Genomic DNA, 22,007 nt, shown 5'->3' on the forward strand with positions numbered 1-22,007 from the left:
ACCCGCGCGTCTCTGCGGCGCTGGGGCGCCGAGCGCTCGGACAGTTCGGGACCGTATTCACCGGTTGCAGTTCGCCAGGCCACAGCGCCTTCGTCCCCCTTCCTGTTCATGACGATTCAAGGCCGATGCAGGTGGCCGTCAGCACTCGGGTAAGGGCGGACGCGAAGTCGATGTTCCACTCCGGCGGCAGGGCATCGGGCTCCTCGGCATAGGCGTCGGTGAGCCGCTCCGGGGGGTTGGCGATGTGCCAGAACGCCGAGGCCAACGAGTACGCGGCGATCAAGACGTCGAAGGCGCCCGAACGACCCAGCGCGGGCAGCGCACCCTCGATGGCGTCGGCCAGCGCGACCGCGGCGGCGGCGATGTTCCGCCTGATCTCGACGACCCTGTCGATCTCCACCTCGTGCTCGAGGTGCAGGTGCAGGTTGGAGAGCAGGTCACAAAACAGCGGGTCGGCCGCCAGCCCGTTGGCCAGCGTCTCGGCCACCCGCGCCGGCGACTTCGGCCCCGGCTTGCCCAACTCCTCGCACACCGTGCCCGACCAGCGCGCCCACCCTTCGGCGGCAAGCTGGAGCAGGACCTCTTTGTGCGAGGTGAAGTAGCGGCGCACCGCGGAGTAGTGAATGCCGGCGCGGCTGGCGACGGCGGTCAAAGTGACTGAGGCGACTCCGGTCTCGATCGCCAGCGAGCGCGCGGCTTCGACGAGGGCCGCCGCACGTTGACGCTTGTTCTCCTCGGTGCGGGCGCGCTGGAAGGTGAGTTGCGCCATCGGCTGAGGATAACGCACATCGTGTGATTTGTATAACGCACATCGTGTGATTTGCGGTCGTTCACCTTCGGCTAGACATCGGTAAGCACGCGGCAGCCCGTCCGCCAGGTCGATGGCTCCGAATAGCTGATGTGGATCAGCCCTATGCCCGCTCGGTCGCGGTCATCGGCAGCGGCGTTGCCGGCCTCACCGCCGCCTACGTCCTGGCCGGACGCGACCGCGTAACCCTGTACGAGGCCGACGCGCGGCTCGGCGGCCACGCGCACACCCACGTTGTGGACGACGGTGACGGACGGGTGATCGGCGTCGACTCGGCCTTCCTCGTGCACAACGACCGGACCTATCCGACACTGTGCCGGTTGTTCGGCGAACTCGGAATCGCCACCCAAGAATCGGAGATGTCAATGTCGGTGCGGGCCGACGACATCGGGCTCGAATACGCTGGCGCCCTTGGCATCCCGGGCCTGTTCGCGTGCCGGCAGTCGTTGCGACCGCGCTACCTGCGCATGCTCGCCGAGATCGTCCGCTTCCACCGTGCCGCGCTGCGGCTGCTGGGCGACGACGCCGACAGCCTCGAGACACTGGACGCCTTCTTGAACCGACACCGGTTCTCGCCGTACTTCATCGACTACTTCATCACTCCGTTGGTGGCGGCGGTGTGGTCCTGCGCCGGCGACGACGCGTTGCGCTATCCGGCCCGCTATCTGTTCGTCTTCCTCGCGCACCACGGCATGCTGTCGGTGTTCGGCTCCCCCACGTGGCGCACCGTGACCGGGGGCTCGGCAACGTACGTGGCGGCCGTCGCCGCTCGGCTCGACGAGGTGTCGACCTCGACGCCGGTGCACTCGCTGCGCCGGGTGCCTGACGGGGTGGTGGTGCGGGCGGGCAACAACCCGCCTCGCCTTTTCGACGCCGCCGTCGTCGCCGTCCATCCCGACCAGGCGTTGCTGTTGCTCGACGGCGCGACATCCCGGGAGCGCGCCGTACTGGGCGCGATTCCATACTCCACCAACCGGGCCCAGCTGCACACCGACTCCTCGGTGCTGCCGCGGCGCGCCCGAGCGCGGGCGTCGTGGAACTACCTGGTGACCCCGGGCAACGACCGCGTGGTGGTCAGTTACGACATCAGCAGGCTGATGCGCATCGACTCGAAGCGCCGGTACCTGGTCACCCTGGGCGGGCATGACCGGGTGCGGCCCGAATCGGTGATCGCCGAGATGACGTACAGCCATCCGCTGTACACGCCGCAATCCGTTGCGGCCCAACGCTTGTTGCCGACCCTGGACGATGACCGCGTGGTCTTCGCCGGCGCCTACCACGGCTGGGGGTTCCACGAGGACGGCGCCGCGTCGGGGCTGCGCGCGGCCCGACGGCTCGGCACGGACTGGCCGGCGGCGACCCGTCGCCCGGAGGTGGGCGCGTGCTGACCGACGCGCCTCTCGACGCGCTTCCCGACGTGCTGACACCCGCGATCTACCGCACCACCATCACCCACTGTCGGCGGGTTCCGGTGCGACACTCGTTCGAATACCGAAGCTACAGCTGGTATGTCGACGTCGACGACCTCCCCCGGCTGTCCTGGTGGCTGCGGCCGTTTGCGCGATTCCGCGCCGACGATCACTTCTCGGACGACGCACAGGGCTCACTGCGCGACCGGCTCAGCGCCTTCTGCGCCGAGAACGGCGTGGCCGCGCCCGAGGGCCGCATCACCGCGCTGCTGTCGGCCCGCGTGTTCGGCTATGTCTTCAACCCGCTGTCCGTCTTCTGGTGCCACGACCGAGAAGGCCGGCTGCGTCACGTGATCGCCGAGGTGCACAACACCTACGGCGAACGCCACGCCTATCTGTTGCCCCCGGCCGACGTTCCGGTGGCGACGGCCAAACAGTTCTACGTCTCGCCGTTCAACCCGGTCGACGGCTACTACCTGGTGCGAGCGCCCCGGCCCGCAACCGAGGTCGACCTCACCGTGTCGCTGCACCGCGATCATCGGCGGGCGTCGCCGGAATTCAGCGCCACCATGCGCGGACAGCGGCGTCCGGCAACGAGCGGACAGGTCGCGATCATGCAACTCATTTCGCCGCTGGCGCCGTTGGTGGTGTCCGCGCGCATCCGGATACAGGGGATCAAGCTGTGGTTACGTCGACTTCCGGTGGTACCGCGATGAGCCTGAACACCATCCAAAAGGCATCGGCGGCAATCGATTCGAAGCGCTGGCCGGCGGTGGCGACGGTGCCGTCGAGTCCGATCGCCGCGCCGATCGCCGAGCGGCTGCTGCGGCGCGCGGCCGCTCGCCTACCGCTGCGGCTGGTCTACCCCGACGGCGCGGTGGTCGGCGCGGCCGACCAGACGGCCCCGACATTGGTGGTTCATCGACCGGATGCGCTGGCGCGCCGGATCGGGCGACACGGACTGATCGGGTTCGGCGAGTCCTACATGGCCGGCGAATGGTCGTCGGACGACCTCACCGCGGTGTTGACGGTCTTCGCCAGCTCGGTGACCGACCTGGTGCCGCGCGCGTTGCAGTGGCTGCGGCCGATCGGCCCGGCATTTCGGCCGCGCTGGCGCGGCGCCGGCCGAGATCAGGCGCGCCGCAACGTCGCCGAGCACTACGACCTGTCCAACGACCTGTTCGCGGCGTTCCTCGACGAGACCATGACCTACTCGTGCGCGCTGTTCCCGCGGCTGCCAGCGTCCCCGGGCGACCTGGCCGCGGCACAACGACGCAAGATCGATCGGCTACTCGACATGGCCGAAGTCGGCTGCGGCAGCCGGGTTCTCGAGATCGGCACCGGATGGGGTGAGTTGTGCATCCGCGCGGCCGCCCGCGGGGCGCACGTCCGTTCGGTGACGCTGTCGGCCGAGCAGCAGCGCCTGGCGCGCTATCGGGTCGCCGCGGCGGGGCTCTCGAACTCGGTCGAGATCGACCTGTGCGACTACCGCGACGTCGACGGGTGTTACGACGCGGTGGTGTCGGTCGAGATGATCGAGGCGGTGGGATATCACTCATGGCCGCGGTATTTCGCCGCGCTCGAGCGGTTGGTGCGCCCCGGTGGCCGCGTAGCGATCCAGGCGATCACTATGCCGCATCGCCGGATGCTGGCCACCCGCAACACCCACACCTGGATCCAGAAGTACATCTTCCCCGGCGGGCTGCTGCCGTCCACCCAGGCCATTTCCGCTATCACCGAGCGGTGCACCGGTTTACACACCGTCGACATGACGTCGCTACGCCCGCACTACGCCGAAACCCTGCGCCTGTGGCGGGAGCGGTTCGCCGGGCGACGAGATGAGTTGACGCGCTTGGGATTCGACGAAGTGTTCGCGCGCATGTGGGAGCTTTACCTGGCGTACTCCGAGGCCGGATTCCGGTCGGGCTATCTTGACGTCTACCAGTGGACGTTCACACGCGAGGGCCGCAGATGAATCCGATCAACCTCCTCGAAGTATCCGGCGCGTCGATTGCCGCGCTGGCGGTGGTGCACTCGGTCACGTTCGCCATCGGCAGGCGGATCGGCCGTTACAACGTCGTCGACGTCGCCTGGGGTGTGGGCTTCGTGGCCATCGCCGGCGTCGTCGCGACGCTCGGGCACGGCGAGGCGAGCAGGCGCTGGCTGCTGCTGGCGCTGGTGGCGATCTGGGGCCTGCGGCTGAGCTGGCACATCCAGCGCAAGACCGCGGGCAAAGGGGAAGATCCCCGCTACGCGGCGATGCTGCGCGAGGCCACGCTGTCCCAGGTGATACGCAAGGTCTTTGTGCTGCAAGCCTTCATCACGTGGTTCGTCTCCTTCCCGCTGCAGTTGTCGGCGGTCAGTGGTTCCACGCCGAAGCCGCTGACGGCCGTCACCGTCCTGGGCGTGGCCGTGTGGCTGGTCGGCGTGACCTTCGAGGCGGTCGGCGATTGGCAGCTGAAGGCATTCAAATCCGATCCCGCGCACCGCGGCGTGGTGATGGACCGCGGCCTGTGGGCCTGGACGCGCCACCCCAACTACTTCGGCGACGCGGCGGTGTGGTGGGGACTGTGGCTGATCACCATCACGGGCTGGGTGTCGCTCGCGACGATCGGCTCGCCGCTACTCATGACCTACTTCCTGGTGTACGTCACCGGCGCCCGGCTCACCGAGATGCTGATGGCCGGCCGCCCCGGCTTCGACGAATACCGGCAACGGACCGCGTTTTTCTTCCCCCGGCCGCCCCGATCGGTGTGGCGATAGGCTACCGATCGATGACCGGAGCCGCACAGCTGAGCGGGGACCTCGACGCCCTGCTGCGCCGGGTCGCGCGCGGGGACCGCGACGCCTTCGCCGCCGTCTACGACCTGACCAAGAGCCGGGTGTTCGGACTGGTGGTACGGGTGCTGCGCGATGCCGGCTACAGCGAAGAAACCACCCAGGAGATCTATCTCGAGGTCTGGCGGACCGCGTCGGAGTATGACGCCGCGAAGGGTTCCGCCCTCGCCTGGCTGATGACCATGGCGCACCGGCGGGCCATCGACCGGGTGCGCGCCGAGCAGGCCGGCAGCCGTCGGGAATCACGCTACGGCGCAGCCAATGTCGAACCCGTCAGCGCCGCGGCGCACGACCCCGTCGCCGACTCGGCGATCGCCGTCGAGGAACGTCGCCGGGTGACCGAATGCCTGGACGCGCTGACCGAGGCGCAGCGGCAATGCATCGAGATGGCCTACTACGGAGGCCTGACGTACTCCGAAGTGTCGCAGCGGCTCGCCGCGAATCTGTCGACGATCAAGTCGCGGATCCGCGACGCGCTGCGCGGGCTGCGCAACTGCCTGGACGTGTCATGACCGACCCGACCGAATTCGAATTGCTCGAACTGGCGGCGCCGTATGCCCTACACGCCATGTCGGACGAGGAGCGGGCCGACCTCGACCGGCGATTGGTGTCCGCGCCGGCGCCGGTGGCCGCCGCCTTCCACGACGAGGTCCGCGCCGTCCGCGAGACGATGGCGGTCGTGGCGGCGGCGACCGCGACCGAACCCCCGGCGCACCTGCGCGCGGCAACGCTGGCGGCGGTGAAGTCTCGTGGCGTGCGTCAATTGAGTTGGCGGGCGGCGGCTTTGGCGTCCGCGGCGGCGGCGGTCGTGGTGGGTGCCGCGGCGTTCGGTATCGGGGTGCTGATGCGGCCGCCGGCGCCGTCGACGGTCGCCGAACAGGTCCTGGCCGCCCCGGACGTGCGGACGGTCTCGCGCCCGCTAGCCAACGGGACCGCCACGGTGATGTTCTCCCGTGACCGCAACGCGGGCGTGTTGGTGATGAACAACGTGCCGCCGCCGTCGCCGGGCACCGTCTATCAGATGTGGCTGATCGGGGCCAACGGCCCGACCTCGGCCGGGACGATGGGCGCCGCGGCCGTCGCACCCTCGACGAAGGAGACGCTGACCAACCTCGGCTCGTCGACTGCCCTGGCGTTCACCGTCGAACCTGGTGCGGGGTCGCCGCAGCCGACCACCCCGATATTGGCCGAATTGCCGCTGAGCTAGGCCGTTTTCGGGGACTTCTGCAGCAGGGCGCCCAGCACCGCGACGACCACGCCCAACACCACCAGCGCGGCGCCGGCGACCAAGGTCAGGTTCAGCCAATGACGCAGCCCGGCCTCGGCGTGGTCGACCATCACCTCGGCGATTCGGCGGATGTCGCCGGTGGTGTGATTGAGCGCCCTGTTCACATACCCGCCAGCGGCCTCGATACCCGCCCATCCCGCCGCGCCGACGAGCAGCGCCGAGACGCCGAGGCTGGTCAGTGCCTTGCCGCGGCGCCGGGCAACGGCCAGCGTCAGCAGCGCGCAGAATCCGCTGAGGGCCGCCGCACCGATACTCACCCACGGGCCCCAGGTAGCGAGCCGGCTCAGCTGCCCCTGCCGCAATGGGCCGGGCACCGTCAACGGAACAGCCAGCGTCGCAGGCACTTTCACGTTGTGACTGCTCAATATCCGTTGCAGCGAATCGTCTTTGAGCATCGGGGCCAGGTCGACGACCCATGAATCGCTCGACCCGCTGCCGGTGAACAACCAGCCGTGGGCGGCCCGGTTCACCTGGGCGAACAGCGGCGGAAAGCCGGGCCCGGACGTGAACGCGGTGGCGGCGTCGTGCACCTGCTGGCCGTCGACCGGATAACGTCCACCGCCGCGCTCGGCGATGAGCGCCATCGCCCGGGTGGTGAGCTCGGAGGCCGCCGCCGACTGCAGCGCCGGATCGGCCGCGGCATTCTTTGCAAACGCGGCGTAGCCGTCGTCGTTGACGACGTTGCACTGCGCCCACGCCGCCGGAATGGCCACGGCCAGCGCGACCGTGGCGGCCAGCCACAAGACCACCTTGGACGTCCCGGCCGCGAATCGCACGCGTTAGAACCTACTGCGCGATCCCGCGCAGATAGGCCGCCTGCCCGAGGTGCTGGGCGCAGTCGTCGATGATGCTCACCAGCCGCGCGCTGGCGGTGACCGGCGGATCCCAGTTGGTGTCCACGACGCGGGACAGCTCGGCGGCGGTCACGCCCGCGACGTAGGACAGCGTGAACTTGTGCACCTCGTGGTAATAGCCGGACAGCAGGTCGGCGGGCGCATGCACCTTCGCGACCTCGTCGGGGCCGTGCCCGTAGCCGGTGTCGTTGCGCGGCAGGTCCAGACCGAACCGGTCCACCCAGCCGTCGCGGGTCCACACCTGCTCGACCCCGGCGACATCGGCCAGCTGGATGTCCTGCACCCGGGCGCTGTGCCAGATCAGCCAGGCGATGCTGTTGGCGTTCGGGGTCGGCCGGTAATTGGACAGCTCGTCGGTCAACCCGTCGGTGAGTTCGTCGACGTGTTCGATCAATCGGGTGAACGAGTCGCGAAGCAGCTCTTGTGCGGCGGCGTCGGTGCCGGGGGTACTGGCCATGCCACCGACATTACGGGCGCCCGTGCCAGACCGCTTCGACGTTGTTGCCGTCCGGGTCGCGCACGAACGCGCCGAAGTAGCCGGGGTGGTATTCGGGCCACTCGCGGGGCGCGTGCAACGACTCGGCGCCCAGACCCACCGCGGCCTCGTGGAACGCGCGCACCGCATGCTCGTCGGCGGCCTCGAATGCGATGTGACTCTCGCGGTTGGATCCCATGCCGGCGCCGTCGGAGATCCAGAATGCCGGGTGCCCTTCGCGGCCGTATCCGATGGCCCGGCCGAAGTCCAGCTGCCGCGAGTAGCCCAGCGTGCCCAGCACCGTGTCGTAGAACTGTTGCGATTTCGGGTAGTCGGCGCAGTTGATGCCCAGGTGGTCGATCACGGAACTGATCCTGGCATGACCACCCGACACGGTCGTAGATTATTTAGATGACCTACGACCTCGTCATCCGCAACGGCACCATCGTCGACGGCTCCGGAGGTGAGCCGTACGTCGGCGACGTGGCGGTGCGCGACGGCGTGATCACGGCCGTCGGGTCGGTCAACGGCGACGGCGCCGCGCGGGAGATCGACGCGACGGGGCTACTCGTCACGCCCGGTTTCGTCGACCTGCACACCCACTACGACGGCCAGTCGATCTGGTCGGAACGCCTGACCCCGTCGTCGGCGCACGGGGTGACCACGGTGGTGATGGGCAACTGTGGGGTCGGCTTCGCGCCGTGCCGCCAGGAAGATCACGACGTGCTCGTCGACGTGATGGCCGGGGTCGAGGACATTCCCGGCGTCGTGATGACCGACGGCCTGCCGTGGACGTGGGAGACCTTCCCCGAATACCTGGACGCGCTGGACGCGGGCAAGCGCGACATCGACGTCGCCGCCTACCTGCCGCACTCCCCCCTGCGCGTGTACGTGATGGGTGAGCGCGGCGCCAACCGCGAGCCGGCCACCGCCGAGGACCTCGCGAGGATGCGCGCACTGGCCAAGGAGGCGGTCGAGGTCGGCGCGCTGGGCTTCGCGTCGTCGCGGTTGACCATCCACAAGACCGAGAGCGGTTCGCCGATCCCGAGCTATGAGGCGGCCCGCGAGGAGATCGAAGAGATCGCGCGCGGCGTCGTGGACGGCGGCGGGGGCCTGCTGCAATTCGTGCCCGACATTCCCGCCGGCGGCTACCAGTCCGTGCTACAGACGGTTTTCGAGGTCGCCGAGGACGTCGGGCTGCCGCTCACGTTCACGCTCGTCGTCGCCAACGCCGGGGACCCGACGTGGCCGGAGGCCATCACCATGATCGAGAAGGCCAACGCGGCCGGAGGCGATATCACCGCGCAGCTGTTGCCGCGGCCCATCGGGCTGATCATCGGGCTGCAACTGTCCGCCAACCCGTTCGTGCTCTACCCGAGCTACCGCGAGATCGCCCACCTGCCGCTGGCCGAGCGGGTGGCCGAGATGCGCAAGCCGGAGGTCCGCGCCCGCATCCTGGCCGACAAGCCCGGCGTCGGTCACCCGATCCTGTACGTGGCGCAGATGTGGGACTGGATCTTCCCGCTGGGCGACACCCCCGATTACGAGCCGGACCCCTCGACGTCGGTCGGGGCGCGCGCCCGGGCCCGTGGGGTGGACCCGATGGAGGAGGCCTACGACCGGCTGCTCGACGACGACGGCCGCGCCATGCTGTTGGTCGCCACCAGCAACCTGGAGGGCAACTCGCTGGACACCGTCGGCCAGCTGCTGCATCGCGACGACGTGGTGCTGGGCCTCGGCGACGGCGGCGCGCACTACGGCATGATCTGCGACGCGAGCTACTCGACCTACTTCCTGGCGCACTGGGCGCGCGATCGGAAGGCCGGCCGGTTCACCGTGCCGGAGGCCGTGCGCGAGCTGACGTCCGTGCCGGCCCGCATCGCCGGGCTGGGGGATCGCGGCCGCATCGGCGTCGGCTACAAGGCCGACCTCAACGTCATCGACCACGCGGCGTTGCGCCTGCACAAGCCCGTGATCACCTACGACCTGCCCGCGGGCGGGCGTCGCCTGGACCAGGGCGCCGATGGATACGTCGCGACGATCGTGTCCGGTGAAGTGATCGCCGAAGACGGGGTTCCCACCGACGCCCGTCCTGGCAGGTTGGTCCGCGGCCGCAAGCCTTCTCCGGTACCTGCGCCATAACGCCACGAAGGGCGGCTCGTCCCGGTTAACTTTGGTTAGTGACGAGCCCGCACTATGCGCGGTTGCCGCCCGAAATCAACTCGGCAAGAATTTTCGCCGGTCCCGGTGCGGCGCCACTGCTCGCTGCCGCAAAGGCGTGGGACGGGCTGGCCGAGGACCTCGCATCGTCAGCATCCTCGTTCTTTTCGGTGACATCGGATCTGGCCAACGGTTCGTGGCAGGGCGCTTCGGCGGCGGCGATGATGTCCGTCGCGACCCAGTATGTGAGCTGGCTGTCCGCGGCCGCCGCCCAAGCCGAGGCGGCGTCCAGTCAGGCCGCGGCCATTGCGGCCGCTTTCGAGACCGCGCTGGAGAGCACGGTGCAACCCGCGGTGGTGGCCGCCAACCGCAACCTGGTGCAAGCGTTGGCGTCGACGAATCATTTGGGGCAGAACGCCCCGGCCATCGCCGACATCGAGGCCGCATACGAGCAGATGTGGGCGACGGACGTGGTGGCGATGTCGGGTTATCACACCGACGCGTCGGCGGCGGTGGCGAAGCTGGCGCCCTGGCATCAGGTGCTGCCGAAGCTCGATCTCGGCCCGCCCGCTGTGGGGCTCCCCGCGGGCACGCCGGCCGACGTCACGGGCGGCGTGAGCCCGCACATCGGCTCGGGCATCCTCAACTCGCCCGCCGCGAGCACGGGCTTCAACCCCGGCGCCACCGGCCCCGGCTTGCTCAACCAGACCTGACCGACGCGCCTATCCTCGACTTCATGCGCACGAAGAAGAGGGTGGACTTCCAGCGGCTTGCGGCCGCTCTGCCGGACTACCCGTTCGCGTATCTGATCACCGTCGGCGACGACTACCGCGCCCACACCGTGACGGTCGAACCGCAGCTGCGCGACGGCGCGGTCCTCGAGGTCGGGCTGATCGGCGGGCGCACCCGCGAAAACCTCGCTCAGCGCAGCGACGTCACTCTGCTGTGGCCGCCGTCCGAGCCGACCGGCTACTCGCTGATCGTCGACGGCACCGCCGAGGTGAGCGACGGCGGCGACGAGACCGTTCGCCTGGACGTGGTGCCCACCCGTGCGCTGCTCCACCGCGAGGCCGACTCCCCCTCGGCGGCCAAAGGCTGCCTGCACGACTGCGTGGTGTTCTCGCTGCCGGCGTGAGCCTCGGCGCCGAACGTGGGCCCTATGCACTTGAATCGCGTCGAATTCGTCCATATGCCCCACGCTCGCGAAGCTTGGCTTTGACGCGCTCAACTATTGCGTCCGGCCGAGACAGCATCTCGGCGCTGATCCTGACTACGGACCAGCCGGCCGCTTCCAGCAAGGCGATTCGCTCGATATCCCATGACCGCTGGTATCGGTCCTCCCAGTGCTGTACGCCGTCGTACTCGACTGCGACCTTCCACTCCCGCCACCCCATGTCCACCCGGATACGCAGATCGCGAAACTCGATCTGCGTCTCCGGCTTCGGAAGGCCGGCGCCTACCAACAGCAGCCGCACCCTCGTCTCCTGCGGCGACTCCGCACCGCCGTCGGCCAACTCAAGCGCCGCCCGCAGCCTCCGGCTGCCACGGGCCCGCGGGTGCCGGTCGGCCAGGGCGACGACGTCCGCGGGCTTGATACCGGTCGCATTGAGCAACGCGTCGAGAATCGGCACGCCCTTCGCGACGGGAAGGTTACAGCCGATGTCGAAAGCCGTTCGGACGGCGGTCGTCACGCGCATACCCCGGACCGTTTGGACCTCGTCATCGCCCAGCCGAAAGCTGTGGGCAATCATCCCTGGCTGAGCGTGCCGATCGGCGCGCGCGATTTCCGCTGGCGCGGAAGCGTCGAGCCATTTCGTGCCGAGCACGGCGGCTGCGGACAAGCCGGCCAGCGTCGCGCCCGTCGACAGCCAGGCCGCGCGCGCTTTGGCGGCCGCCGTCAGCTCCGCATCCCTGTGGATGTACACGTCGCGGAACACCGCTCGATATCGCGTGCGCAACTCACCGCGGGTGACGACCCCGCGCTTGAGGGCTTTGCTGCCGAGAAATGGCTCCATGCGGGCATATTCGCGCGCATGGCCCATTCCTGTATGCGTCGAGCGTGGGTCCTGTGGACGAATTTGGGTGTGTGGACATACGTAGCCCCCACGCTCGCGACACGAGAAAGCCCGGCCCCCAAGGGGACCGGGCTTTCTCGTAACTGGGACCTAGAAGTCCATACCGCCCATGCCGCCGGTCGGGTCGCCCGCCGGAGCGGCCGCCTTCTCCGGCTTGTCGGCAACGACGGCCTCGGTCGTCAGGAACAGCCCCGCGATGGACGCCGCGTTCTGCAGCGCCGAACGGGTCACCTTGACCGGGTCGGCAACGCCGGCCTTCAGCAGGTCCTCGTACTCACCGCTGGCAGCGTTCAGGCCCTGGCCCGCCGGAAGGTTGCGCACCTTCTCGGCCACCACGCCCGGCTCCAGCCCGGAGTTGAAGGCGATCTGCTTCAGCGGAGCCTCCAGCGCCACGCGGACGATGTTGGCGCCGGTCGCCTCGTCACCGGAGAGCTTCAGCTCCTCCAGCACCGGGGCGGCCTGCAGCAGGGTCACGCCACCGCCGGCCACGATGCCCTCCTCGACGGCCGCCTTGGCGTTGCGGACCGCGTCCTCGATGCGGTGCTTGCGCTCCTTGAGCTCCACCTCGGTGGCGGCGCCGGCCTTGATCACCGCAACACCGCCGGCCAGCTTGGCCAGGCGCTCCTGCAGCTTCTCGCGGTCGTAGTCGGAGTCGCTGTTCTCGATCTCGGCGCGGATCTGGGCCACCCGCCCGGCGATGGCGTCGGAGTCCCCGGCGCCCTCGACGATGGTGGTCTCGTCCTTGGTGATGACCACCTTGCGGGCCTTACCCAGCAGCGAGACGTCGGCGTTCTCCAGGGTCAGGCCGACCTCTTCGCTGATGACCTGACCACCGGTGAGGATGGCCATGTCCTGCAGCATCGCCTTGCGGCGGTCACCGAAGCCGGGGGCCTTGACCGCCACCGACTTGAAGGTGCCGCGGATCTTGTTGACGACCAGGGTGCTCAAAGCCTCGCCCTCGACGTCCTCGGCGATGATCAGCAGCGGCTTGCCCGCCTGGATGACCTTCTCCAGCAGCGGCAGCAGGTCCTTGACCGTCGACACCTTGGAGCTGACCAGCAGGATGTAGGGGTCCTCCAGGACCGCTTCCTGACGCTCGGCGTCGGTGACGAAGTAGCCCGAGATGTAGCCCTTGTCGAACCGCATGCCCTCGGTGAGCTCGAGCTGCAGGCCGAAGGTGTTGGACTCCTCGACGGTGATGACGCCCTCGTTGCCGACCTTGTCCATCGCCTCGGCGATCAGGTCGCCGATCGACTGGTCGCCCGCGGAGATGGCCGCGGTGGCAGCGATCTGCTCCTTGGTCTCGACCTCCTTGGCCGTCTTGAGCAGCGTCTCGGTGATCTTCTCGACCGCCTTCTCGATGCCGCGCTTGAGGCCCAGCGGGTTGGCGCCGGCCGCAACGTTGCGCAGGCCCTCTTTGACCAGGGCCTGGGCGAGCACGGTGGCCGTCGTCGTGCCGTCACCGGCGACGTCGTCGGTCTTCTTGGCGACCTCCTTGACCAGCTCGGCGCCGATCTTCTCGTAGGGGTCCTCCAGCTCGATCTCCTTGGCGATGGACACACCATCGTTGGTGATCGTGGGGGCACCCCACTTCTTCTCTAGGACGACGTTGCGGCCCTTGGGACCCAACGTCACCTTTACCGCGTCGGCGAGGCTGTTCAGGCCCCGCTCGAGGCCGCGCCGGGCCTCTTCGTCGTACGCAATTGTCTTGGCCATTGCGAAGTGATTCCTCCGGATCGGGGATGACACGTCCTGGCCGGGTGCAGTGCCCGCGACGGACGACCGGGCTGTCGTTGGGCCTGGTCTCACCGTCCCGACCTAGCACTCACCGGTCGCGAGTGCCAACGTCATTCTTAGCACTCGCCTATGTCGAGTGCAAGAAGACCCCGGCGGTTATCGCCCCGCGCGTAAACCGTCGACGACGACTTCGATCACCCGGTTGGCCAACTCCGAGTTGTACGCCTCCATCGCCTGGCAGCCGACCAGGATCGACTTGACCTCGCGCACACCGACGTCGCGGCGCGCGGTGCCCGCTTCCTGCGCCGCGTGCAGCAGGTCGCCGAGGGCGGCCAGGAACGCATCCTCGGCGTCGGGCGCGACGCTCGCGATGTCGATGCCCAGCCCGGCCAGCGCGTCAACCAGCCCGCGGTCCGTCGCGCCCCACTGCAACACCATCGAGCGCAGGAAACTAAAGAGCGCTTCGCCCGGCCCGTCGGATTTCAGCAGGGCGTAGCCGTCGTCGACGAGGTGCTGCATTCGGTCGTGGATGACGGCCTGAAAGAGCGCCTCCTTCGTCGGGAAGTGCCGGTAGACGGTGCCCGCACCGACTCCGGCGCGCCGGGCGATCTCGTCGATGGGCACCGACAGACCCTCGGCGGCAAAGGTGTCGTAGGCGACCTCCAGCACCCGCGCGCGGTTGCGCGCCGCGTCGGCGCGCAACGGTCGGGCAGCCGGCTGCGCCATGTGTTCATCACCCTTTCGGTTGACAAAGCGGGGCGGGCGTTCCGTATAGTATCCAATCAACCGGAGCGCTCGCCCCGTTTACCTTACAAGCTTAGGAGCTTGCATGACCCCTTCTAAGGCCAAGTGGACCACCGCGGACATTCCCGACCAGACCGGCCGCGTCGCCGTCATCACCGGAGCCAACACCGGCCTCGGCTACGAGACCGCCGCCGCGCTCGCCGACCACGGCGCCCGCGTGGTGCTCGCGGTGCGCAACCTCGACAAGGGCAAGGACGCCGCCGCGCGGATCGCCGCGAGCAGTCCGCATGCCGACGTCGCGCTCCAGGAGCTCGACCTGACGTCGCTGCAGTCCATCCGCGCCGCGGCGGAGCAGCTGCGCGCCGAGCACGACCGCATCGATCTGCTGATCAACAACGCCGGCGTGATGTACACGCCGAAATCGACCACCAAGGACGGCTTCGAGCTGCAGTTCGGCACCAACCACCTGGGCCACTTCGCCTTCACGGGTCTGCTGCTCGACCGGCTGTTGCCGGTTGCGGGTTCACGGGTCGTGACGGTGAGCAGCGTCGGCCACCGCATCCTGGCCGATATTCACTTCGACGATCTGCAGTGGGAGCGCCGCTACAACAGGGTCGCGGCCTACGGGCAGGCCAAGCTGGCGAACCTGCTTTTCACCTACGAGCTGCAGCGGCGCCTGGCCCCGCACGGCACGACGATCGCCGCGGCCGCGCACCCCGGCGGGTCGAACACCGAGCTGGGCCGCTACACGCCCACGGCGTTCCGGCCGCTCGTCGACGTGTTCTTCAAGGTAATTGCGCAGGACGCGGCCATGGGCGCACTCCCGACGCTGCGCGCCGCCACCGACCCCGCAGTGCTCGGCGGGCAGTACTACGGCCCCGACGGACTCGGCCAGACGCGGGGCTATCCCAAGGTCGTGGGGTCTAGCAAGAAGTCGCATGACGCCGATCGGCAGCGCCGATTGTGGGCGGTGTCGGAGGAGCTGACCGGGGTGGTGTACCCCGTCGACTGATCCGCGGCGGGGGCCACACTGGACTCATGTCCCTTGTCGTGCCGCCATATCCACCGCCCCGATACACCAAGGACGAGCCCGAGATCAGCGCGTGGCTCAAGCGCGCTGACGAGCCGCCCGACTACGAGACGTTCGGGACCAAGTACCACTACCTGGCCAACCAGCAGGCCACCGACGGCGACTACGGCCTGTACCGGGTCGACATCGCCCCGGCCGGCGGAGGGCCGCCGGCGCACTATCACCGCGCGATGTCCGAGGCGTTCTTCGTGCTGTCCGGGACGATGAAGCTCTTCGACGGCACCGAGTGGGTCGACGGCCACCAGGGCGACTTCCTCTACGTCCCGCCCGGCGGCATCCACGGTTTCCGCAACGAGGCCGACGAAGCGGCATCGATCCTGATGCTGTTCGCCCCCGGCGCGCCGCGCGAGGCCTACTTCGAGGGTTTCGGCGCGCTGGCCGACATGACCGACGACGAACGCCGGGAATGGTTCATCCGTCACGACAACTACTGGATCCAATAGTCGTCGGGAACCAGCGCGCGGGTCCGTTCGAAGAAGGTCCGCCCGCTGTACGGCAGCTGCGTGACGACCTTTCCGCTGGGATGCCGGAAGTAGTTGGTGCACGCCAGCCAGACCTTGCCTTGCATGGCCGATTGGATCTCGTCGTTGTAGCGCCGCTGCGCCGTGGGCGTGACCTCGATGGTGCGCGCACCGCGGCCGCCCAGCGCGTCGAGGATGTGGCGGACGAAGGTGGTCTGCGCCTCGTGGATGTAAAGAATCGAGTTGACCCCGTTGGTATTCGGGCCGTACAGCGTGAAGAAGTTCGGATACCCGGTGATCAGCGTCCCGAGGTAGGCCTCGGCGCCGTCGCTCCACTCGTCGCGAAGATGGCGGCCGCCGGTTCCGTACACGTCGATGCTGGAGAGGTAGTCGGCGGCCTTGAAGCCGGTGCCGTAGATGACGGTGTCGACGCGGTGTTCGACGCCGTCGACGGTGCGCACTCCCCGTTCGGTCAGCTCCGCGATGGCCGTCGTTTCCAGGCTGACGTTTGGCAACGCGAACGTCGGATACCACTCGCGCGACATCAGCGGGCGCTTGCAGCCGGCGGGATAGTCCGGCGTCAGCTTTGCGCGCAGCTCGGGGTCGGCCACCTTGCGCGCCAGATAGCTGCGGGCCAGCTCGGTCGCTTCGCGCGTCTGCGCGGCGTCCACGTCGAAGCTGGACGACTCGTAGGCATCGAAGGCCTCGTCGCGCAGCTTTTGCGCCATCTCGGGATGGCGTTCGAACTCCTCGTGCTGCTCGACCGTGAACGGAAAGTCGAACCGGGGCGCGATCCAGATCGGGGTGCGCTGAAACACCGTGAGGTGCGCCGTCTTTGGCGCGATAGCGGGCACGTATTGGACCGCGCTGGCGCCCGTCCCAATCGACGCGACCCGCTCGCCGGCCGTCGACTTGCTGTGGTCCCAGCGCGACGAATGGAATTGGCGACCCCGAAACCGCTGCGCCCCAGGGATATCCGGGATGTGGGGCACATCGAGCATCCCCACGGCGCTCACCACGAAATCGAAGTCGTGCTCGGCGCCGTCGTCGGTAATCAGCGTCCAGCGGCGCCGAGAGTCGGACCAGCGCGCCGTGGTGACCGCGGTTCCCGGCCGCAGGTGTGGACCCAGCCCGTGCTCGGTGGCCACCTTCTCCAGGTAGGCCAGGATCTCGGGTTGGTTGGCATAGGTCTTGCTCCACCGCGGATTCGGCGCAAACGAGTACGAGTACAGATGCGACGGCACGTCGCAGGCCGCGCCGGGAAAGGTGTTGTGGCGCCAGGTGCCGCCGAAGCCGTCGGCGCGGTCGAAAATCGTGAAATCGTATCCGCCGTCGGCGAGTTGGATGCCCATCGCGATGCCGCCGGCACCCGCGCCGATGATCGCGACCCTGCGCCTCACCCCCATTGCGCGAAATAGGGTCGCTCGGGCCGGCTCTTCTCCACGAGGATGAACACCACTCCCCACGGGTCGACGAACCACGTCGTGCGCACCCGCGCGACATCCGCGATCCCGCTGACCAGAAAGCGCACCCCTTTGCTCTCCAGCTCCGCGCGCGTGGCGTCGAGGTCCTCGCAGATCAGCCCGACGTGCGAGAGCCCATGGTCGGTCAGGGCCGCGGCGGCGCGCTGGCCTCGAAGATCCGGGCCGTCGACGCCGAGGTATTCGATCACCTCGAGGACTCGGTCGCTGCCGTCATCGAACCCGACGATGGCCGCCTTCATCGTGGGGTCGGACACCATCTCGCCCATGTCGTCGCGAATGGCATTACCGGCCATCACGTATGGCGGCGACAGCACACGCAGGCCCAATACGTCTCGGTAGAACGCCACCGCGGCCTCGCAATCGGGAACGCACACGCCGGTGTGGGCCAACCCGGTAATCACGTTCTCGACTGTACGTCCGCGAGCCGGAAATCGGGGAGGGCCGATAATGGCCGAGTGCGCTCAGTCGACGAACATCAGCGTGTTGTTTCCGGGATGATTCATGCCCGCCCCGCGGTCGCGGTCGAGTTGGCCGCGGCCCAGGGGCTGGTCCTGGCCGAGGATGTGGTTGCGCAGCTGGCGCTGCCGGTTTTCGACAACTCCGCGATGGACGGGTATGCGGTGCGCGCCGAGGACACGTCGGAAGCCACACCCGAACGCCCCGTCGTGTTGCCCGTCGCCGAGGACATACCCGCCGGACGCACCGACCAGTTGACGCTGCAACCGAAAACGGCGCACCGGATCATGACCGGCGCGCCGCTGCCGGCCGGGGCGACGGCCGTCGTGCCGGTCGAAGACACCGACGGCGGCGTGGACACCGTCGCGATTCGCGCGCCCCGCGACGCCGGCAAGCACATCCGGCGGGCGGGCGAGGACGTCGCGCCCGGTACCACCGTGTTGCGCGCGGGTCAGGTCGTGACGCCGGCCGTGCTCGGCCTGGCCGCGGCGCTGGGCATGGCGGAACTGACCGTCATCCCGCGCCAGCGGGTGCTGGTGATATCGACGGGGTCGGAGCTGGTGGCGCCCGGCATCCCGCTGCAGCCGGGCCAGATCTACGAGTCCAACTCGATCATGCTGGCCGGGGCCGTCCGCGAGGCGGGCGCCGACGTGATCGCAGTCGCGACCGCCGAAGACGATGTCGCCCAATTCAGTTCGCTGCTCGACCGATACGCGGCGGACGCGGACCTGATCATCACCAGCGGCGGCGTCAGCGCCGGCGCCTACGAAGTGGTCAAGGACGCGTTCGGCCGCGACGGGGATCAGGGTGTGGAGTTCGTGAAGGTGGCGATGCAACCCGGAATGCCGCAGGGCATCGGGAGAGTCGCCGGCACCACGATCGTCACCCTGCCCGGCAACCCGGTCAGCGCGCTGGTGTCCTTCGAGGTGTTCATCCGCCCCGCGCTGCGGGCGGCCATGGGCCTGCCCGATCCCGAGCGCCCGCACCGGCCCGCGATCCTCGCCGAGTCGTTGACCTCGCCGCGCGGCAAGCGCCAATTCCGGCGCGCGATACTCGACGCCGACACCGGCAGCGTCACCAGCTACGGCCCGCCGGCGTCGCACCATTTGCGGTGGTTGGCATCGGCGAACGGGCTGCTGGACATTCCCGAGAACGTGGTGGAAGTGTCCGCCGGAACCCAACTGCAAGTCTGGGATCTGAGTTAGGCCGTCGCTCCGTAAGATGGCCGCGTGGCACGACGCCCCCGCACCATCGGCCCGACCGCCGAGGACCCGACTTTCGGCCTCCAACACGTCGTCGAGTTGGTGCGTTCCACCATCCCGCCGGTGCACCCCGCCGGGCGACCGTTCATCGCCGCCGGTCTGGCGGTGGCCTTCGCCGGACGCAACCATCGCTGGCTGCGCCGCGCGGGTCTGCTGGCGGCGGGTGCCTGCGCGGGGTTCTTCCGTCATCCCCCGCGGGTGCCACCCGCCCGGCCCGGCGCCATCGTCGCGCCCGCCGACGGGGTGGTCTGCGTGATCGACTCCGCGGCCCCGCCGGCCGAACTCGGCATGGCCCAGACACCGCTGCCCCGGGTCAGTATCTTCCTGTCGCTCTTGGACGCCCACGTGCAGCGCGCACCGGTCAGCGGTGAGGTGATCGCGATGCAGCACCGGCCGGGGCGCTTCGGGTCGGCCGACCTGGCGTCGGCGAGCACCGACAACGAGCGCACCAGCCTGCGGATCCGGACGGCCGGCGGCGCCGACGTCGTGGCCGTGCAGATCGCCGGTCTGCTGGCGCGCCGCATCGTGTGCAACGCGCACGTCGGGGACAAGCTTTCGATCGGCGACACCTACGGCCTGATCCGGTTCGGCTCCCGGTTGGACACCTACCTGCCGCCGGGCGCGGAGCCGCTTGTCAAGGTGGGGCAGCGAGCGGTCGCCGGCGAGACGGTCCTGGCGGAACTGTCGTGATCAGCAGGCCCCGTGCGAGGCGGCCGGTAAACCTCCAGATCCTCCCGAGCGCGATGACGGTGCTGTCCATCTGCGCGGGGTTGACGTCGATCAAGTTCGCCCTCGAGCATCAGCCGAAAGCCGCGATGGCATTGATCGCCGCGGCGGCGATCCTGGACGGCCTGGACGGCCGGGTGGCCCGCATCCTCGACGCCCAGTCGCGGCTCGGCGCGGAGATCGACTCACTGGCCGACGCGGTGAATTTCGGGGTGACGCCCGCGCTGGTTGTCTACGTGACCATGCTGTCGAAGTCGCCGGCGGGCTGGGTCGTCGTGCTGCTGTACGCGGTCTGCGTGGTGCTGCGGCTGGCCCGATACAACGCCCTGCAGGACGACGGGACCCAGCCGTCGTACGCGCATGAATTCTTCGTCGGGATGCCCGCGCCGGCCGGCGCGATCTCGATGATCGGGCTGATCGGACTCAAATTGCAGTTCGGCGAGGGCTGGTGGACGTCGGCGACGTTCCTGTGCATCTGGATCACCGGGACGTCCGCGCTCATGATCAGCAAGATCCCGATGCGCAAGATGCACGCCGCCGCGGTACCGCCGAACTGGGCTGCTCCGCTGCTGGCCCTGCTGGCCATCGCCGCGGCCGCCGCGGTGCTGGCTCCCTACATGCTGATCTGGGTGATCATCGTCGCCTACCTGTGCCACGTTCCGTTCGCGGTGCACAGCCAGCGCTGGCTGGCCGCACACCCCGAGGCATGGGACGACGAACCCAAGCAGCGGCGCGCGACGCGGCGCGCGATCCGCCAGGCGCACCCGAACCGCCGATCGATGACGCGGCTGGGGCTGCGGAAGCCGGGCAGGCGGCTGCCGTGAACCCCGACGCCGGTGATAACGCGGGCCGTCAGCTCACACTCACCGCGCGGCTGAACACCTCGGCCGTCGACTCACGCCGCGGCGTCATCCGATTGCACCCGAATGCCATTGCCGCCCTTGGCATCCGGGAATGGGACGCGGTGTCGCTGACCGGGTCGCGGACCACGGCGGCGGTGGCCGGCCTCGCCGACCAGGACATCCCGGTGAGCATCGTGCTGCTCGACGACGTGACGCTGTCCAACGCCGGGCTGCGCGAGGGTACTGCGGTGATCGTCAGCGCGGTCACCGTCTACGGCGCGCGGTCGGTGATGCTGTCCGGCTCGAAGCTGACCACCCAGTCGATCACGCCGACGAACCTGCGGCAGGCTCTGCTGGGCAAGGTGATGACGGTCGGCGACGCGGTGTCGCTGCTGCCGCGCGACCTGGGCCCTGGCACGTCGACGTCGGCGGCCAGCCGAGCGCTGGCGTCGGCGGTCGGGATCAGCTGGACATCGGAGCTGCTGACCGTTACCGCCGTCGACCCCGACGGACCGGTCAGCGTGCAGCCGAACTCACTTGTCACCTGGGGCACCGGCGTTCCCCTGAGCCCCGCCGCGGCGCCGGCCCGGGGATCGGCCAGCCTCGCGAACCCGCCGATCCATGCCGAGGACCTCAAGGGCGCGCAGGTGCAGGCCGCCAAGCTCACCGAATGGCTAAAGCTGGCACTCGACGAACCGCATCTGCTGAAAACCCTTGGCGCCGGGACCAATTTGGGTGTGTTGGTGTCGGGTCCGGCCGGTGTCGGCAAGGCGACGCTGGTCCGCGCTGTGAGCGCCGGCCGCAGGCTGGTGGAGCTCGACGGGCCGGAGGTCGGCGCCCTGGCCGCCGAGGATCGGTTGAAGGCCGTGGCCGCGGCGGCGACCACGGTCCGCGACGGCGGCGGCGTGCTGATGATCAGCGACGTCGACGCCCTGTTGCCGGAAGCCGCCGAGCCGGTAGCCGCCCTCATCCTCGCCGAGCTGCGCATCGCGGTGGCCACGGACGGAGTCGCGTTGATCGCGACCTCGTCGCGGCCCGACCAGCTCGACGCTCGGCTGCGCGCCCCCGAACTGTGTGACCGCGAACTCGGCCTGACGCTGCCCGACGCGGCCACCCGCAGGGCACTGCTGGAGACGCTGCTCAAGCCGGTACCCACCGGCGACCTCGATCTCGACGAAATCGCCGGCCGCACACCGGGTTTCGTCGCCGCCGACCTGGCCGCGGGGGTGCGCGGAGGCGGCCGGCGGGGGGCCGCGCGCCCCCGCGTCGACGGCCAGCCGCCCAGGGGGGAGCGGGCC

General features: G+C 69.1%; 23 protein-coding genes and 1 pseudogene. 15 read left to right on the forward strand and 9 right to left on the reverse strand.

The window, feature by feature from the left end; genetic code table 11:
- Positions 1–106 precede the first annotated feature (106 nt).
- Positions 107–787, reverse strand: coding sequence for a TetR family transcriptional regulator (locus A5745_RS14480; protein ID WP_076062598.1), 681 nt, complete (start codon positions 785–787; stop codon positions 107–109).
- Positions 788–900: 113 nt separating this feature from the next.
- On the opposite strand from A5745_RS14480, the gene A5745_RS14485 reads away from it, so the two are divergent.
- Genes A5745_RS14485 through A5745_RS14510 form a run of 6 tightly spaced genes read left to right on the forward strand, consistent with a single transcriptional unit; the run spans position 901 to position 6,262 of the window.
- A complete protein-coding gene (locus A5745_RS14485; RefSeq protein ID WP_076116815.1) occupies positions 901–2,196 on the forward strand; it encodes an NAD(P)/FAD-dependent oxidoreductase in 1,296 nt (431 codons plus the stop codon).
- Positions 2,193–2,933: a DUF1365 domain-containing protein gene (locus A5745_RS14490; protein ID WP_371336952.1), complete on the forward strand. Its 741-nt coding sequence runs from the start codon at positions 2,193–2,195 to the stop codon at positions 2,931–2,933. The genes A5745_RS14485 and A5745_RS14490 overlap by 4 nt, the downstream gene beginning before the upstream one ends.
- On the forward strand, positions 2,930–4,192 hold the full coding sequence (locus A5745_RS14495; RefSeq protein WP_076062601.1) for a class I SAM-dependent methyltransferase: 1,263 nt from the start codon (positions 2,930–2,932) through the stop codon (positions 4,190–4,192). The genes A5745_RS14490 and A5745_RS14495 overlap by 4 nt, the downstream gene beginning before the upstream one ends.
- Positions 4,189–4,980: a DUF1295 domain-containing protein gene (locus A5745_RS14500; RefSeq protein WP_076116817.1), complete on the forward strand. Its 792-nt coding sequence runs from the start codon at positions 4,189–4,191 to the stop codon at positions 4,978–4,980. Before A5745_RS14495 ends, A5745_RS14500 begins: the two co-directional genes overlap by 4 nt.
- Before the next feature lie 11 nt (positions 4,981–4,991).
- Positions 4,992–5,567, forward strand: a complete 576-nt coding sequence (locus A5745_RS14505; RefSeq protein ID WP_076116861.1) for a sigma-70 family RNA polymerase sigma factor — start codon at positions 4,992–4,994, stop codon at positions 5,565–5,567.
- Entirely contained in the window at positions 5,564–6,262 is a 699-nt protein-coding gene (locus A5745_RS14510; RefSeq protein WP_076062605.1) for an anti-sigma factor, read from the forward strand. Before A5745_RS14505 ends, A5745_RS14510 begins: the two co-directional genes overlap by 4 nt.
- Here the strand turns inward: A5745_RS14510 and A5745_RS14515 are convergent.
- The 3 genes from A5745_RS14515 to A5745_RS14525 are packed head-to-tail and all read right to left on the reverse strand — an operon-like array spanning position 6,259 to position 8,036.
- Positions 6,259–7,119, reverse strand: coding sequence for a hypothetical protein (locus A5745_RS14515; RefSeq protein WP_076116819.1), 861 nt, complete (start codon positions 7,117–7,119; stop codon positions 6,259–6,261). The two genes, A5745_RS14510 and A5745_RS14515, sit on opposite strands and share 4 nt — an antisense overlap.
- Before the next feature lie 10 nt (positions 7,120–7,129).
- Positions 7,130–7,654, reverse strand: coding sequence for a mycothiol transferase (locus A5745_RS14520; RefSeq protein WP_076062609.1), 525 nt, complete (start codon positions 7,652–7,654; stop codon positions 7,130–7,132).
- 10 nt (positions 7,655–7,664) lie between these two features.
- A complete protein-coding gene (locus tag A5745_RS14525; protein WP_076062610.1) occupies positions 7,665–8,036 on the reverse strand; it encodes a VOC family protein in 372 nt (123 codons plus the stop codon).
- Between the two features lie 47 nt (positions 8,037–8,083).
- On the opposite strand from A5745_RS14525, the gene A5745_RS14530 reads away from it, so the two are divergent.
- The 3 genes and pseudogenes from A5745_RS14530 to A5745_RS14540 all read left to right on the forward strand — a co-directional run bounded on the left by A5745_RS14530 (position 8,084) and on the right by A5745_RS14540 (position 10,967).
- Positions 8,084–9,814, forward strand: a complete 1,731-nt coding sequence (locus A5745_RS14530; RefSeq protein ID WP_076062612.1) for an amidohydrolase family protein — start codon at positions 8,084–8,086, stop codon at positions 9,812–9,814.
- Positions 9,815–9,852: 38 nt separating this feature from the next.
- Positions 9,853–10,386: pseudogene (locus tag A5745_RS14535) on the forward strand (PPE family protein); the annotation flags it as partial.
- A 182-nt stretch (positions 10,387–10,568) separates the two neighbouring features.
- A complete protein-coding gene (locus A5745_RS14540; RefSeq protein ID WP_076062616.1) occupies positions 10,569–10,967 on the forward strand; it encodes a hypothetical protein in 399 nt (132 codons plus the stop codon).
- A 22-nt stretch (positions 10,968–10,989) separates the two neighbouring features.
- Here the strand turns inward: A5745_RS14540 and A5745_RS14545 are convergent, their stop codons facing one another.
- The 3 genes from A5745_RS14545 to A5745_RS14555 form a co-directional block, all read right to left on the reverse strand.
- Positions 10,990–11,847, reverse strand: a complete 858-nt coding sequence (locus A5745_RS14545; protein ID WP_076062798.1) for an endonuclease domain-containing protein — start codon at positions 11,845–11,847, stop codon at positions 10,990–10,992.
- A 150-nt stretch (positions 11,848–11,997) separates the two neighbouring features.
- Positions 11,998–13,623, reverse strand: coding sequence for a chaperonin GroEL (gene groL, locus A5745_RS14550; RefSeq protein WP_076062618.1), 1,626 nt, complete (start codon positions 13,621–13,623; stop codon positions 11,998–12,000).
- Between the two features lie 177 nt (positions 13,624–13,800).
- A complete protein-coding gene (locus tag A5745_RS14555) occupies positions 13,801–14,370 on the reverse strand; it encodes a TetR/AcrR family transcriptional regulator (RefSeq protein ID WP_076062620.1) in 570 nt (189 codons plus the stop codon).
- Positions 14,371–14,473: 103 nt separating this feature from the next.
- Here A5745_RS14555 and A5745_RS14560 point away from each other — a divergent pair, with 103 nt between their 5' ends.
- Positions 14,474–15,400 carry an SDR family NAD(P)-dependent oxidoreductase gene (locus A5745_RS14560; protein ID WP_076116821.1) on the forward strand — a complete coding sequence of 309 codons (927 nt, stop codon included), beginning with the start codon at positions 14,474–14,476 and terminating at the stop codon, positions 15,398–15,400.
- 26 nt (positions 15,401–15,426) lie between these two features.
- A complete protein-coding gene (locus tag A5745_RS14565) occupies positions 15,427–15,921 on the forward strand; it encodes a cupin domain-containing protein (protein WP_076062626.1) in 495 nt (164 codons plus the stop codon).
- Here the strand turns inward: A5745_RS14565 and A5745_RS14570 are convergent.
- Positions 15,906–17,345: an NAD(P)/FAD-dependent oxidoreductase gene (locus A5745_RS14570; protein ID WP_076116823.1), complete on the reverse strand. Its 1,440-nt coding sequence runs from the start codon at positions 17,343–17,345 to the stop codon at positions 15,906–15,908. The genes A5745_RS14565 and A5745_RS14570 overlap by 16 nt on opposite strands.
- Positions 17,336–17,824 carry a VOC family protein gene (locus A5745_RS14575; protein ID WP_076116825.1) on the reverse strand — a complete coding sequence of 163 codons (489 nt, stop codon included), beginning with the start codon at positions 17,822–17,824 and terminating at the stop codon, positions 17,336–17,338. The genes A5745_RS14570 and A5745_RS14575 overlap by 10 nt, the downstream gene beginning before the upstream one ends.
- A 54-nt stretch (positions 17,825–17,878) precedes the next feature.
- On the opposite strand from A5745_RS14575, the gene glp reads away from it, so the two are divergent.
- The 4 genes from glp to A5745_RS14595 form a co-directional block, all read left to right on the forward strand.
- Positions 17,879–19,084 (forward strand): gephyrin-like molybdotransferase Glp, encoded by a 1,206-nt coding sequence (gene glp, locus A5745_RS14580; protein WP_076116827.1) that lies wholly within the window; start codon positions 17,879–17,881, stop codon positions 19,082–19,084.
- Positions 19,085–19,108: 24 nt separating this feature from the next.
- Entirely contained in the window at positions 19,109–19,831 is a 723-nt protein-coding gene (locus A5745_RS14585; protein WP_076116829.1) for a phosphatidylserine decarboxylase, read from the forward strand.
- Complete coding sequence (gene pssA, locus A5745_RS14590) at positions 19,828–20,691, forward strand: CDP-diacylglycerol--serine O-phosphatidyltransferase (RefSeq protein WP_076062632.1); 864 nt, start codon at positions 19,828–19,830, stop codon at positions 20,689–20,691. Before A5745_RS14585 ends, pssA begins: the two co-directional genes overlap by 4 nt.
- The coding region (locus A5745_RS14595) for an AAA family ATPase (RefSeq protein ID WP_254848581.1) at positions 20,688–22,007 on the forward strand (1,320 nt) is incomplete at its 3' end. The genes pssA and A5745_RS14595, both read left to right, overlap by 4 nt.

The organism is Mycobacterium sp. IS-2888 (assembly GCF_001954215.1).
GTDB lineage: Bacteria > Actinomycetota > Actinomycetes > Mycobacteriales > Mycobacteriaceae > Mycobacterium.

What these genes read in the sequence shown, in the direction of transcription:
- A5745_RS14540 (WP_076062616.1), top strand. Translation starts at nt 10,569, where the DNA reads ATGCGCACGAAGAAGAGGGTGGACTTCCAGCGGCTTGCGGCCGCTCTG.
- A5745_RS14555 (WP_076062620.1), bottom strand. Translation starts at nt 14,370, where the DNA reads ATGGCGCAGCCGGCTGCCCGACCGTTGCGCGCCGACGCGGCGCGCAAC.
- A5745_RS14520 (WP_076062609.1), bottom strand. Translation starts at nt 7,654, where the DNA reads ATGGCCAGTACCCCCGGCACCGACGCCGCCGCACAAGAGCTGCTTCGC.
- A5745_RS14560 (WP_076116821.1), top strand. Translation starts at nt 14,474, where the DNA reads ATGACCCCTTCTAAGGCCAAGTGGACCACCGCGGACATTCCCGACCAG.
- A5745_RS14505 (WP_076116861.1), top strand. Translation starts at nt 4,992, where the DNA reads ATGACCGGAGCCGCACAGCTGAGCGGGGACCTCGACGCCCTGCTGCGC.
- A5745_RS14565 (WP_076062626.1), top strand. Translation starts at nt 15,427, where the DNA reads ATGTCCCTTGTCGTGCCGCCATATCCACCGCCCCGATACACCAAGGAC.
- A5745_RS14570 (WP_076116823.1), bottom strand. Translation starts at nt 17,345, where the DNA reads ATGGGGGTGAGGCGCAGGGTCGCGATCATCGGCGCGGGTGCCGGCGGC.
- A5745_RS14500 (WP_076116817.1), top strand. Translation starts at nt 4,189, where the DNA reads ATGAATCCGATCAACCTCCTCGAAGTATCCGGCGCGTCGATTGCCGCG.
- A5745_RS14530 (WP_076062612.1), top strand. Translation starts at nt 8,084, where the DNA reads ATGACCTACGACCTCGTCATCCGCAACGGCACCATCGTCGACGGCTCC.
- A5745_RS14495 (WP_076062601.1), top strand. Translation starts at nt 2,930, where the DNA reads ATGAGCCTGAACACCATCCAAAAGGCATCGGCGGCAATCGATTCGAAG.
- A5745_RS14545 (WP_076062798.1), bottom strand. Translation starts at nt 11,847, where the DNA reads ATGGAGCCATTTCTCGGCAGCAAAGCCCTCAAGCGCGGGGTCGTCACC.
- groL (WP_076062618.1), bottom strand. Translation starts at nt 13,623, where the DNA reads ATGGCCAAGACAATTGCGTACGACGAAGAGGCCCGGCGCGGCCTCGAG.
- A5745_RS14510 (WP_076062605.1), top strand. Translation starts at nt 5,564, where the DNA reads ATGACCGACCCGACCGAATTCGAATTGCTCGAACTGGCGGCGCCGTAT.